Below are 13689 nucleotides of genomic sequence, written 5' to 3'. Positions count from 1 at the left end.
GGTATTGCATTCCTATAAAAGATAAAACACCCTGATGGTAAGATACATAAAAAGTGTCTTATTACCAGGGTATTTCTAATTGCTTTATAAATCTATCATTATATTAATTTTACTTTATAAAGTAAGATACTAGGCGGTGTATTGCAAATCTTTTAATGCTCTTATGCATTTAAAATAAGGCAATCCCCATCCTGTAGAGAAGTCTGTCCATCAGGTATCAAAGATTTCCCAGCCCGTTGGATCAGAAAAATCAATGTATCGCTTGGCAGAGTCAGCTCGCTGATCTTTTGGTTTACCCAAGGGTGATACGGTCCGATCTGTACTTCACGAAGCTTCATGCTATGATCGGTGTAAACAGGTGTGTTTAAGATAATAGAATCATCTGCAAGAACCATGGAATCCCCTCTTGGTATTAGGGTTTTGCCATCTCGAATAATCATAACAGCCATCATTCCGTTTGGAATAATAATATCTTTTAACGTCTTGTCAATCCAGGGATGTCCTTTTGGAAGACGTATTTCAGTTAGATTAACTGCTGGGTTATCGCTGTAGTCGTTAAAGGTACGAAAGATATTGTCTGTAGTTCCGATTACATTTAACTTTTTCGCCATCCATGGAAGCAGAGAGCCCTGAATGGAGACGGACAAAAGACAGACACAAAAGACGATATGAAAAACATCAAGTTCCAGTACAGAAGGGCTTAAAACAGCCAGTATGGCAAAGACTATGGAGACAGCGCCTCTTAGTCCAGCCCATGAAATAAGTAGCTGTTGACGAAGGGGAACTTTAAAAGGAGTTAGAATCAGGAATACCACTAGAGGTCTGGCTACAAAAAGTAAGAAAGCCCAGATGCCTATGGATGGCAGAATAACGGGTGTGATTCTCGAGGGAAAGCACAAAAGCCCAAGTAAGAAAAACAATACAATCTGCATCATTCCGGTGATTCCGTCAAAAAAGTGGACCATCTCCGCCTTGTAATGTATTTTGCTGTTACCTATAATGACACCCGCAATGTATACACTTAAAAATCCGTTTCCACCTACGGAATTGGACAAGCCATAGGTCAAGAGAGCCACAGATAGACCAAATATGGGTAACATTTCCTTGGATCTGAAATGTTCCATGCGGAATATAAAATACCCAGCTAAGCCGGCTAACGCTCCAAAGAGAAGTCCAAATACAATCTCTTCTCCAAAGATGAGACCCACAGTAGCAGGAGAAGATTTCCCGTTCATAATCCCAAGAACAATAATGGTAAGCATATAGGAAACTGGGTCATTGCTTCCGCTTTCTACCTCAAGAACAGAGGCCATTCCATTTACTAAATTTAATTTTTTAACTCTTAATATGGAAAATACGCTTGCGGCATCCGTTGAGCTTAAGATGGAGCCGATTAAAAAACCTTCAAGCAAAGATGTTTTTAAAACGAAATAACAAAAGAATGCGGCCAAAACAGCCGTTAGAATCACGCCTAAGCTGGATAAAATAATGGATTTGGCAGCAACAGGTTTTGCCTCATGCCAGTTGGTACAAAATCCTCCATAAAACATGATGAAAATCAGTGCGATGGAACAGATGGTTTCAGAAAGTGCATAATCGGAAAAATTAATTCTAAAGATCCCGTCGGTTCCAAACATCATGCCTAAAAGGATAAAAAGAAGCAGTGACGGAACGCCGATGCGGTAAGACAGGTTACTTGCCAGAATACAGAGAATGCAGATAATGGCTGCTACGATTAGATATATTTCCATGAATTCCCTCCTTGATTTCGGTGTCAGAATCAAGTATAGCATAAAATTCCTCTATAAGAAAAGAAGAAAATAAATTGTAGAAAATAATATCCCGTGATATAGTAGGTATGCTTATTTAATGTGGGAAAGGAAGTTTGGTACTATGGATATGAAAAAAATTGCAACGGTTCTGGCAGGCAATACGATATATGCTTTGGCAGTTTCACTGTTTATATTACCGGGTGGCTTGATTACAGGAGGAACAACCGGGCTTGCACTGGTGGCGTACAACCAGTTTAACATTCCCATCGCTGCTTTCGTAGCCGTCTTTAATATCTTCATGTTTATTGCGGGAGTCATGGTCCTTGGAAAGGCATTTGCATTTACCACCTTGATCAGCACCTTTTATTATCCGTTTATTCTTGGGGTTTTTGAACGGGTACTGGGCAAATCTGGCCTTACGGATGATCGGATGCTGGGGACTGTATTTGCAGGTATTTTAATTGGTGTTGGTATCGGAATGGTAATTCGGGCCGGGGCTTCAACCGGAGGAATGGATATTCCACCTTTGATTTTAAATAAGAAGAAACATTTGTCCGTATCACTTACAATGTCAGCATTTGATTGCATGATTTTGCTTTCCCAGATGATTTTTTCCAATAAAGAACAGATCTTATATGGAATACTTTTAGTACTTATTTATACGGTAGTACTTGATAAGGTACTTTTGATTGGCAGAAATCAGATGCAGGTTAAAATTATCAGTGATAAATATGAAGAAATCAACCATAATATTCAGGAAAAGATGGATCGGGGAACCACTCTTTTAGGCAGCGAAGGTGGTTATATGCGTCAGGCCTCATTTACTGTACTTACGGTGATATCTGGCAGACAGCTATCTAAGTTAAATGAGCTCGTAATGAGCATCGACCCTCAGGCATTTATGATCATTAATAAGGTCAATGAAGTACGAGGAAGGGGCTTTACCCTTCATAAAGAATACAGACGAAGGTAAGGATAAATTACGGGTTCTTACAGAATACAGTCTAAGGTTTACAGTTTTAAAAACTCTATTGACTTATAATCTTTTTAGGTGCTATACTGTGGCCGAAGCAAAGATAGGACGCAGGGAGGAACCAATAACATGATAAGGAATAAAACCGGTTGTATCTGTTTCGTCATAATCATGGCGGCAGTGTTAACGGCTGGCTGCGGCAGTAAGAAAGCTGTAGATTCCGTAGAGACCCCAGGGATAACAACGGAATCAGAAACTGCGGCCGGCAATTTGGAAAAAGCAATGATACAGGAAGATTCAGTAGAAGAGGAAGGCCAGGAAGGACCGGGAGCAACGGAAAGCAGCGAAAGTCTTGAACTAGATCATAGGGCAGAGGCATTTGCTGAGAAGATCCAGGAGGCAATCGCAGATCGGGACTTGGAGTCATTGGCAGATTTGTTACAATATCCTTGTAGTTTCATAAGCATGGATAAAGAAACCATAGTATTTGAAAAAAGGGAAGATTTAATAAAATTAAATCCGGATATGGTATTTGGAGATGATTTGATGATAGCGGTGGCTAATGTCGACACGGGTTCTCTTAATACGATAGAAAAGAATATAGTGCTGGGAGAAGGCGAATCCAAAATCACATTCCAGTCGAACGAGGAAGGCAGTTTTGGCATAATTGAAATCAAAGAATAGCTATGTTCAAAATTAACAAAATTAAAAGACAAAAATATACAAAACGACGGATATCTCGACATAATACGTCAAAGTGATTAGAATCGCAGAGAACAGGGAACAATTAGTTGTGGAAACCACATAGTTTTCTGTTCTTTTTTTGTTAAAAACTGCTTGTAAATCATCTGGTTTAATTATACAATTATAATCGGCAGAAATAAGTGTTAATTATAATTCATCGGTTTCCTATCGCATAGAATTATATATTTATTACAAAATGGAGGATTGCAAAATGAGTAATTCAACACAAACATCAGCAAGTAATCGAATTCATGCTTTGCTTGATGAGAATAGTTTTGTTGAAGTTGGCGGCTACGTAACAGCAAGGAGCACTGACTTTAACATGTCAGCAAAAGAAACTCCGGCTGACGGTGTTGTTACTGGCTACGGTACAATTGAAGGCTGTCTTGTTTATGTATACAGCCAAGATGCATCAGTTCTCGGTGGTTCAGTAGGTGAGATGCATGCGAAAAAGATTACAAAACTTTACAATATGGCTATGAAGACAGGTGCTCCAGTCGTTGGCCTCGTTGATTGTGCAGGATTAAGACTTCAGGAAGCAACAGATGCATTAAATGGTTTTGGCGAAGTGTATTTAAGCCAGACACTGGCATCTGGAGTAATTCCTCAGATTACAGCAGTGTTTGGAGCTTGTGGCGGCGGAATGGCTGTATCAGCAGCGATGTCAGACTTCACATTCATGGAGACAAAAGGCGGTAAGCTGTTTGTCAACGCTCCTAACGCCATTCAAGAAAATTATACGGAAAAGTGCAACACTGCTTCCGCTGATTTTCAGAGCAAAGAAACTGGTTTGGTAGATTTTATTGGAGAAGGAGAAGAGATCTTGTCACAGATTAGGACACTGATTTCCATTCTTCCTGCTAACAATCAAGATGACCTTTCTTACAGCGAGTGCAGTGATGATTTAAATCGCATCAGCTCTGATTTGTCAAATTATGTTGGAGATACAACCATCGCACTGACTCAGATTTCCGATGATCAGTTCTTTATGGAAACAAAGAAGAATTATGCTCCTTCTATGGTTACCGGCTTTATTCGCTTAAACGGCCAGACAATTGGCTGCGTTGCAAATAAGACAGAAGCTTATGATGAAGGTGGCGTTAAGACGGCTCAGTATGACGCTTTGTTAACAGCAGAGGGTTGTGTAAAAGCGGCTGAATTTGTAAATTTCTGCGATGCATTTGAAATTCCTCTTCTTACCCTTGTTAATGTAAAAGGTTATGAGGCGACAAAATGCGCAGAAAAAGCAATCGCCAAAGCTTCTGCAAAGCTGACCTATGCATTTGCGAATGCAACTGTACCAAAAGTAACGGTTGTTATCGGTAATGCATTTGGAACCGCATATTTAACCATGAACAGCAAGTCCATTGGATCTGATGTTGTATATGCATGGCAGAACGCATCAATCGGAATGATGGATTCACAGGAAGCTGCAAAGATTATGTATGCTGATGAGATCGCAAAAGCTGATAATGGAAAAGCTCTTATTGCAGAGAAGGCTGAGAGCTACAAGCAGGTTCAGTCCAGCGCTGTATCCGCAGCAAAGAGAGGATATGTTGATGATATCATTGATGCCAGCGAGACTAGAGCAAGGGTTGCAGCTGCATTTGAGATGTTATTTACAAAAAATGAGGATCGTCCCGCAAAAAAACATGGCACGATTTAGAATGAGGTGACAGGAATATGAAACTGAATTTGAAACGAATAGCAATGGGACTTACTATGGCTGTCTGCCTCCTCTCATTCTCCATAAACAGTAAGGCTGAAACCGCTCCACAACAGGTAGATCCCAATGCACAGTCACAGCTTGAGCAGATTGCAGAACCATTTCTTCAGATGTTTGTAGATTTAAAGGACGAAGATGTGGAAAAGTTTAAGACTCAGGCTGAACAGGCGGCTATCTTTTCTAAGGCGGCAGATTCTTGGAAGAGCTTAAAGCCAGAACTGGGAGAATTGGTATCCATCGGAGACGATGTTAAGATAACGACTACACCAGAAGGATACAGTGCAACCGTGAATGCTGTTTTTGAAAAGAAGAGCATAACGTTCACAGTCGCAATGGATTCTACTTTAACAAAGATAGTGTCAGTAGACTTCACACCAGAGAAGAGTGCTAACAGCCAGGAAGATTTATATGGCTGGCTGGCAGTTGGAGCTATCGTACTTGTACTGGCGATCATTGGTGTGCGCAAATTCAACGGTGGATCTAAAGATAGTTCCTCCGAGGAATCGAGCACTAATGCACCAGCGGCTGTTTCATCTGCACCACAGGAAGGGACAGCAAGTCAGGCAGAAGTAAATCTTATGGATGATATGGAATTGGTGATTGTTCTTATTGCTGCAATTGCAGCAAGTACAGGAAGTTCACCAAGCGGTCTGGTTGTCCGTTCAATCAAACGTGCACCAGCTAGTAAATGGAAAAATGCTTAAATAATCAGGAGGATCTTCATCATGAAAAATTATACAATCACAGTAAATGGTAATGTTTATAACGTATCCGTAGAAGAAGGTACAACACAGGTTGCAGCACCAAGAGCAGCAGCTCCAGCCCCAGTAGCAGCTCCAGCACCAGTAGCGGCTCCAGCACCAGTAGCGGCTCCAGCACCAGCAGGTTCTCAGGGTTCTGTTACCGTTCTAGCTCCAATGCCAGGTAAAATCCTTGGTGTTAAGGTAAGCGTAGGACAGGCAGTAAAAAAAGGCGATGTTTTAGTTATTCTTGAAGCTATGAAGATGGAAAATGAAATCGTAGCATCATCTGATGGAACCGTTGCTAGCATCAATGTGTCTAATGGTGATACCGTAGATTCTGGCTCAACATTAGTAACACTGAACTAAGATGATAATGCCGGTGGTTACTGCCGGTACCTGTAACGCTCGAATCAGAGCAGAATTAACAATGACCAGGAGGTAAGACAATGGCAGATATAGAGAAAAAGCCAGTCAAGATTGTAGAGACAGCCCTTCGTGATGCTCATCAGTCTTTGATTGCTACAAGAATGACAACCGATCAGATGCTTCCGATCGTAGAGAAGATGGATCAGGTTGGATATCATGCAGTAGAGTGCTGGGGTGGCGCAACTTTTGATGCGTGCCTTCGTTTCTTAAAAGAAGATCCTTGGACTAGACTTAGAAAGTTAAAGGATGGTTTTAAGAACACAAAGCTGCAGATGCTTTTCCGCGGACAGAATATTTTAGGTTACAATCATTATGCTGATGACGTAGTTGAATACTTTGTTCAGAAGTCACTGGCAAATGGTATTGATATTATCCGTATCTTTGACTGCTTAAACGATATCCGTAACTTACAGACTGCTGTAAGTGCTTGTAATAAAGAAAATGGTCATGCACAGGTAGCGTTAAGCTATACTCTGGGTGATGCCTATACTTTAGAATACTGGAAAGATATTGCGAAAAGAATTGAAGATATGGGAGCAGCTTCTATCTGCGTAAAGGATATGGCAGGACTTTTAACTCCTTACAAAGCAGAAGAGCTGATTGGTGCGTTAAAGGATTCTACAAAGCTTCCTATCGACGTTCACACCCATTACACTTCTGGTGTTGCTTCTATGACTTACTTAAAGGCAGTGGAAGCAGGATGTGATATCATTGATACTGCAATTTCACCTCTTGCACTTGGAACTAGCCAGCCAGCGACTGAGGTTATGGTAGAGACATTTAGAGGCACTCCATATGATACAGGCTTTGACCAGAATCTTCTGGCAGAAATCTGTGGATTTTTTCAGCCAATCCGTGAAGAAGCATTAAAGAGTGGTCTTTTAAATCCTAAGGTTCTCGGTGTTGATATTAAGACATTACAGTACCAGGTACCAGGCGGTATGCTTTCTAATCTGGTTAGCCAGTTAAAAGAAGCGGGTCAGGAAGACAAATACTTGGAAGTTCTTCAGGAAATTCCAAGAGTAAGACAGGATCTTGGTGAAGCTCCACTTGTAACTCCATCTTCCCAGATTGTTGGTACTCAGGCTGTTTTAAATGTAATCAGCGGTGAGCGTTACAAGATGGTTACGAAAGAGACAAGAAAGATGTTCTTAGGAGAATTTGGCCAGACGGTAAAACCGTTTAATGCTGAAATCCAGAAAAAGGTCATCGGAAACGAAACTCCTATTACCTGTCGTCCGGCAGATAATATTGAACCACAGCTTCCTAGATTTGAAAAGGAATGCGCTCAGTGGAAACAGCAGGATGAGGATGTATTATCCTACGCACTGTTCCCAGCTGTTGCAAAAGAATTTTTTGAATATCGTGCAGCTCAGCAGACAGGTGTTGATGTAACGATAGCAGATAAGGATAGCAAAGCGTATCCAGTTTAAAAAGCATAAGGCTCCCCGATTAGGGGAGCCTTATATTTTTTAAATGATAAATACTTAAGTGGTTTCCATGGAAAGCTTTTTAATCGTCTCTTTATGCTGAGGATAATTCTCTAATAAATCAGCACGGTCAATTAACTCAAAGTCTTCAAATACAAATCCGGGGGAAACCATACAGCCAACTAAGGCGAATCCTTCTTTGTTCATAGCAGAACCAAAGATAGTCCCCTTAGGAACCAAAACCTGTGGTTGTTCCCCTTTTTCCATGTCCAGTCCAAGTTCTTTTGTTAACAATTCTCCCTCTGGCGTTATTACATATATGGTCAAGGAAGATCCGGCATGATAATACCACATTTCATCTGACTCTAAGCGGTGGAAGTTTGATACTTCACCGTCTCTTAGGAGAAAGTATATGCTTGTCCATAATTTTCGTGATTTTGATGTTCCGGTTTCGTCATTGGTCACCAGAGTATGATCGCTGGAGGTTTCGTTTTCTTTAAAGAAGCCACCTTCTGGATGAGGTGTCATTTCTAACTTCTGTATAAAATAATCTGCTGTATGCATTTTGTGTTATATGATGATTGAATCATCATATACTCCTTTCCGTAATAAGTATCTTAATAAAAATGGAGCTATCTTATATGGATCAATTGCTCATTGATGGAAGAGAAAACCCACCTTTGTAAAACTGCGGTTGATCGCGTGAAGATTCTATCATATGAATTTTTGCTCTTATAGATAGGATTTTCTTGTGAACTTTAGTCTATCATAAGCAATATTTGTTAGCAAGGACCTATTATTTTGTTGAAATGATCTTTAAAACTATAAAGATTTTCTTACAAATAATTCCAATTGTCTGAACTTTAGATGATTCAGTTGACACATGGTATGATTTGTCTTTATAATAAATAAATGGATAATTTACATATAATTGTTAATTTTAAAATACATTAGGGCATATTGGGAGAAACAGATGAAAAAGTATAAAAAGGCTCGTAGGATGGCCGCAATTTTAGCCAGTGTTTTGGTGCTGGATTCCAGTTTTGGAGTTGTCACGCCTTACATAAATGCGTATGCTTACACAGAGAGGTCGGCCACGGTGAATGCTACTTCACTAAATGTGAGGAGCGGGCCAGGTACGACCTATTCTATCGTAACAAAACTGACCAACGGAGCTTCTGTAAGCGTTATCGATGAGAAGAATGGATCTGACGGAGCGTTGTGGTATCAAATTCGCGTATCCAATTCAGGAGGCCAAAAGGTTACTGGCTATGTAACCAAAAGCTACCTTAAGTTTCCTGCTACCTATACTCAGGATGGGAATTTTGAGTCCCAGTTAGCTGCGGAAGGATTTCCGGAGAGTTACAAGATACGTCTTCGTGCACTTCACGCACAGCACCCTCAGTGGGTATTTCGTGCTCAAAAGACCAACCTTGACTGGAATACAGCGGTTAAGGAAGAGAGTCAGGTAGGTAAGACTCTAGTACATACAGGCAGTATGTCATCCTGGAAGTCCATGCTTAATGGAGCTTATAATTGGGACACTAGTACTTGGGTAGGTTTTGACGGAAGCAGTTGGGTAACTGCCTCTGAAGATATTGTAAAGTATTATATGGATCCTAGGAACTTTATTGATGAGACAAACGTTTTTCAGTTTTTAAGCCATTCCTATGACAGCAATAAACAGACTATGGATGGACTTCAAACAATGACAAAAGGAACCTTTTTATCCGGCGGTTCTTCCAGTGGCGGGAATTCTACAAATTCGTCAAATACATCTAATCCAACCGGAAACACACAAAACAATGGTCCAGGCGGAACAGTAAGCCCAACCACAGGAGGAAGTCCAGAAAGCTCTGGATCTGGCAATGTAAGCCTAGAGGCACCTCATGCCTCCATTACGCCTAAGAATCCTCGTGTGCTTATGGAATACGGTCCAGGGGCTAGTCTTACGGGACCTTCGACCTCGGCTCCTTCTTCCAATGATACCACCGGTACGGTGTCAGGTAGCTCATCCTATGCGAATATGATTATGAATGCGGCTACCCAATCAGGAGTCAATCCCTATGTACTTGCTGCAATGATTATTCAGGAGCAGGGATCAGCAGGTAATGGAAAGAGTGTTTCAGGAACTGAATCTGGTTATGAAGGATTTTATAATTTCTTTAATATTGAAGCCTATCAGTCTGGCAATATGTCAGCGGTACAAAGAGGCTTATGGTGGGCGTCTCAAACTGGTAATTATGGTAGACCATGGAACTCTTCCGATAAATCAATTTTAGGGGGAGCTCTATATTATGGTAATAACTATGTGAAAGTTGGGCAGGATACATTTTATCTGAAGAAATTTAATGTACAAGGTGCAAACATATATAAACACCAGTATATGACCAATGTACAGGGTGCAGCATCAGAGGGAGCAGTTTTTTCAAAGGCCTATAACAGCGATATGAAAAAAACATCTCTTGAGTTTAAGATACCGATTTATAACAATATGCCGGAAACTCCATGTAGTCAGCCTACAGGTGATGGCAATACCAATAATATGTTAGCAGGCTTAAACGTGGAAGGTTTTGTTATGACACCAACGTTTAACAGAGATACCCTGGAATACAATCTGATTGTTGACCCAACCGTTACAAACATTAAAGTCTCCGCTTCTGCCTTAACATCGGCATCCTCAGTGAGTGGAACTGGAACCATAGCACTACAAAACGGCAATAACGATATTAAGATATCAGTTACAGCACAAAATGGTACCGTCAGAGAGTATATCCTTCATGTAGTACGTCAGAATAATGGCCCAACTTATTCTTCTGGAACAGGGAACAATAATTCTGGTAGTATGCCAAACAATCCAGGCAGCACATCAGGAAGCAGTGGATCTGGAAACAGCAGCGGATCAAGCAGCAGTGGGTCTGGAAAAAGCGGTCCTGGAAGCAGCGGTTCTGGCAAGACAAAAACGAATGAAGAAGCAAACAAAGGAACTCCGGGAGGAAGCAATGTAACCATTGCCCCGGTAGGAAACACTAATATTTCCGTACAGACATCAACAGGAGTTATAACACAGGGACCGGGAGGAAGCAAACCGGTGACGGAACAAGTAACAGAGACAGTAAAGCAGACACAGGCTCAGGAGACGACTGCCGCGCAGATAGCTTCTGTCACCTCTGGAGATATTGATGGAGATGGAAAGATCAGCAGTAAGGATGTCTTAAAGGTTCAGCGTTATATCCTTGGACTGGAAAAGTTGTCTGAAAAAGAAAAAAAGGCCGCTGACTTAAATGGAGACGGCAAGGTTGATTCAAAGGATCTTCTTCTTATGAAAAAGAAGGTTCTGGGACTTTAATGCTCGGCAGAAATAGGAGACAATATGAATAGGAAACTGAAAAAACTCATAATCAGTGTAATGACCGCCTTCATGATAGCAGTAATCGGACCTTTTGGTCAGATGATATCCTGGGCTTCCAACGCAAAGATATCATTTTCAGACCCTTCCGTTATGGTGGGGAATGAAGTGACGGTTAATATGAAGGTCACCAGTGACACTGCACTGGGAACAGCAGAAATTATGCTGTCATATGATCCAGGGATTTTACAATTTGTAAGCGGCACCAGTGCCAACGGTGGTGCAGGAGCCATTAAGATTCTGGGAACCATGGATTCCGCAGACCAGAAATCGTTTAACTTCTCTTTGAAATTTAAGACATTACAGGCTGGAAACGCACCAATTAAGGTTACTTCCCAGGAAATTTACGATGTGAACTCCCAAGCCATTACTTTGAGTAAGCAGGGGAGTGCAACGGTTAAGGTTACCTCACCAGCTACGTTTTCCAAGGATGCCACATTAAAGTCTTTAAAAATTTCTCCTGGAACATTAAGCCCTGGATTTTCAGCCTCTGTGGACCAGTACACAGCAGAGGTGGATGCCAATACGGCTGACTTAGTGGTCAATGCGGTGGCAGCCAATGCAGGAGCGAACGTAACGCTTCAAGGGGAAAAAGGATTAAAAGCCGGTGACAATGCGGTTGTAATTAAGGTCACTGCCGAAGATGGGCAGACCGTTAAAAACTATACCATAACCGTGAAAAAGCCAGAAGGCGGAGAAACGGTACCTGCTACAAACGAAAATGGCGAGACAAAGGAAGCAGAGTTTGCAGATGCAAAGGTAACTGTTAACGGAACGGAATACAGCATTGCAACCTCCTTTGATGAATCTACGCTTCCCGAAGGGTTTGAATCAGCAAGCTATTCTTATAAGGGAACAGAAGTGATGTCTGGAAAAGGACTGGAAAAAGACCTTCTTCTCCTTTATTTAAAAGACGCAGGAGGTAACGGTGGTTTCTTTGTTTACAATGAAAAATCCGATACCTGGTCTCAATTTGTACAAGTTGAAACTAGTTCAAAGGCGATTGTAGTCGTTCCTCTTGATACCGATACAAAGGTGCCGGAAGGTTTTGTAGAGCGTAGCGTGGATATTGATGGTATTCGAGTGACTGGTTGGGTAGTAAATTCTGAGGCAGAACCAGAATACTGTGTATTCTATGCCATGAACTGGAATGGAGAAAAAGCATTCTACCGTTACGATCTGAAAGAAAAGACAGTTCAGCGATATTTTGCATCAGAAGTGTCTTACGACGAGCATGTGAAGCTTGTAAAGACATATGAAGCTCTTAGAAAAGATTATGGCATACAGTTTTATATTATGATAGCTGTAAGCGTGATAGCATTAGTGCTCCTTGTTGTCGTAATTCTTTTATTGAAAAAAGGAAACAATGGTTCTGGAAAGGACCGCTTGGTAAGAGATGACCTTGATAACAGCAGAAAGAAAAAATCTGGATCTGAGGATTCTCGTTTTTATAAAGAGCCAGAAGCTGATGCCCCAGGAAGCAGGATCAAACGCTACAGCCGGGATGAATTTGACCGGGAAGCATTAGAAACCATTCCAGAGACGAAAAGACCGGAAAGAAATCCGGACAAGCCATCTACCAACAACCGGGAAAAACTGGATGAGGATGATTTTATTGTAGAATCAAGCCTTGAAGATGTTGAGAGGGACTTAGCCACTCATGTAGCTCAGGACCAGATGCGTAAAAGGCCAGTAGAACCAAAGATTCCAGAGAAAGAATCAATTTCCAAACCTGTCAAAGAGTCTGATCCGGATGAAGATGATTTTGAATTTATGGATCTTGATGATTAAAAATTAAGATTATTTCATAATATAATTAAAAAAGTTGCTGCATGATGGCTGGATTACCCGGACATGCAGCAGCTTTTTTTCAAAATTGAACTACATAAAAAAATGTATTTAGATACAAAAGGAAAATATGGAAGACCTGCAGAATAAAATGGAAATAAACAAAAAAGGATAAAATTAATAAGGTGAAAAGGTTGCAATCTGGAAAGGATGAGACTATTGAAAAAATAAGTGATGTGTGCTAATATTCATATAACAGATATAACGAAAGATGGTGAAAATATGTTTTTGCAAATTGATTTTAACAGTAACGAAGCCATCTATATTCAGCTTCGAAACCAGATAATCATAGGAATCGCCACAGAAAGTATTCGAGAAGGGGATCCCTTGCCTTCCGTACGCCAGATGGCCGACAACATAGGAATTAATATGCATACGGTGAATAAGGCGTACACTGTTCTAAAACAGGAAGGCTTTGTAAAGCTTGACCGTCGCAAAGGTGCCGTTGTATCTCTGGATGTGGATAAAATACAGGTTCTTGACGAGATGCGCAGAGATTTAAGCGTTGTATTAGCTAGAGGTGTCTGTAAAAATGTAACGAGTGAAGAAATGCACCAGCTGGTAGATGAGATATTCCAGTCATTTATAGCAGACCAAAGGGAAGAGTGATTCACTGGA

General features: G+C 41.0%; 11 protein-coding genes. 9 read left to right on the top strand and 2 right to left on the bottom strand.

Going from position 1 to position 13689, the window contains the following annotated elements; genetic code table 11:
* Positions 1 to 161: 161 nt before the first annotated feature.
* A complete protein-coding gene (locus BET01_RS12740; RefSeq protein ID WP_120197198.1) occupies positions 162 to 1751 on the bottom strand; it encodes a potassium/proton antiporter in 1590 nt (529 codons plus the stop codon).
* Between the two features lie 142 nt (positions 1752 to 1893).
* On the opposite strand from BET01_RS12740, the gene BET01_RS12735 reads away from it, so the two are divergent.
* From BET01_RS12735 to BET01_RS12710, 6 genes are all read left to right on the top strand, one after another.
* A complete protein-coding gene (locus BET01_RS12735) occupies positions 1894 to 2745 on the top strand; it encodes a YitT family protein (protein ID WP_120197197.1) in 852 nt (283 codons plus the stop codon).
* A 129-nt stretch (positions 2746 to 2874) separates the two neighbouring features.
* Positions 2875 to 3429, top strand: a complete 555-nt coding sequence (locus tag BET01_RS12730; RefSeq protein ID WP_120197196.1) for a hypothetical protein — start codon at positions 2875 to 2877, stop codon at positions 3427 to 3429.
* A 271-nt stretch (positions 3430 to 3700) separates the two neighbouring features.
* Complete coding sequence (locus tag BET01_RS12725) at positions 3701 to 5155, top strand: acyl-CoA carboxylase subunit beta (protein WP_120197195.1); 1455 nt, start codon at positions 3701 to 3703, stop codon at positions 5153 to 5155.
* A 17-nt stretch (positions 5156 to 5172) separates the two neighbouring features.
* Entirely contained in the window at positions 5173 to 5919 is a 747-nt protein-coding gene (locus BET01_RS12720) for a DUF3887 domain-containing protein (RefSeq protein ID WP_120197194.1), read from the top strand.
* Positions 5920 to 5940: 21 nt separating this feature from the next.
* A complete protein-coding gene (locus tag BET01_RS12715; RefSeq protein WP_120197193.1) occupies positions 5941 to 6324 on the top strand; it encodes a biotin/lipoyl-containing protein in 384 nt (127 codons plus the stop codon).
* Between the two features lie 80 nt (positions 6325 to 6404).
* Positions 6405 to 7817, top strand: coding sequence for an oxaloacetate decarboxylase subunit alpha (locus tag BET01_RS12710; RefSeq protein ID WP_120197192.1), 1413 nt, complete (start codon positions 6405 to 6407; stop codon positions 7815 to 7817).
* Between the two features lie 54 nt (positions 7818 to 7871).
* Here BET01_RS12710 and BET01_RS12705 read toward each other — a convergent pair whose 3' ends face one another.
* A complete protein-coding gene (locus BET01_RS12705; RefSeq protein ID WP_120197191.1) occupies positions 7872 to 8378 on the bottom strand; it encodes a cupin domain-containing protein in 507 nt (168 codons plus the stop codon).
* 409 nt (positions 8379 to 8787) lie between these two features.
* Between BET01_RS12705 and BET01_RS12700 the strand changes: the two genes are divergently transcribed.
* From BET01_RS12700 to BET01_RS12690, 3 genes are all read left to right on the top strand, one after another.
* Complete coding sequence (locus tag BET01_RS12700; RefSeq protein ID WP_120197190.1) at positions 8788 to 11163, top strand: dockerin type I domain-containing protein; 2376 nt, start codon at positions 8788 to 8790, stop codon at positions 11161 to 11163.
* 24 nt (positions 11164 to 11187) lie between these two features.
* A complete protein-coding gene (locus tag BET01_RS12695) occupies positions 11188 to 13014 on the top strand; it encodes a cadherin-like beta sandwich domain-containing protein (RefSeq protein ID WP_120197189.1) in 1827 nt (608 codons plus the stop codon).
* A 279-nt stretch (positions 13015 to 13293) separates the two neighbouring features.
* The gene (locus tag BET01_RS12690; protein ID WP_120197384.1) at positions 13294 to 13680 is read left to right on the top strand and encodes a GntR family transcriptional regulator; all 387 of its coding nucleotides are present in this window, start codon (positions 13294 to 13296) and stop codon (positions 13678 to 13680) included.
* Positions 13681 to 13689 lie beyond the last annotated feature (9 nt).

This window comes from Lacrimispora algidixylanolytica (assembly GCF_003609635.1).
GTDB classification, from domain to species: Bacteria; Bacillota; Clostridia; order Lachnospirales; family Lachnospiraceae; genus Lacrimispora; species Lacrimispora algidixylanolytica.
The sequence above is the reverse complement of the archived record's forward strand: the minus strand, read 5'-3'. Positions and strand labels throughout refer to the sequence as shown.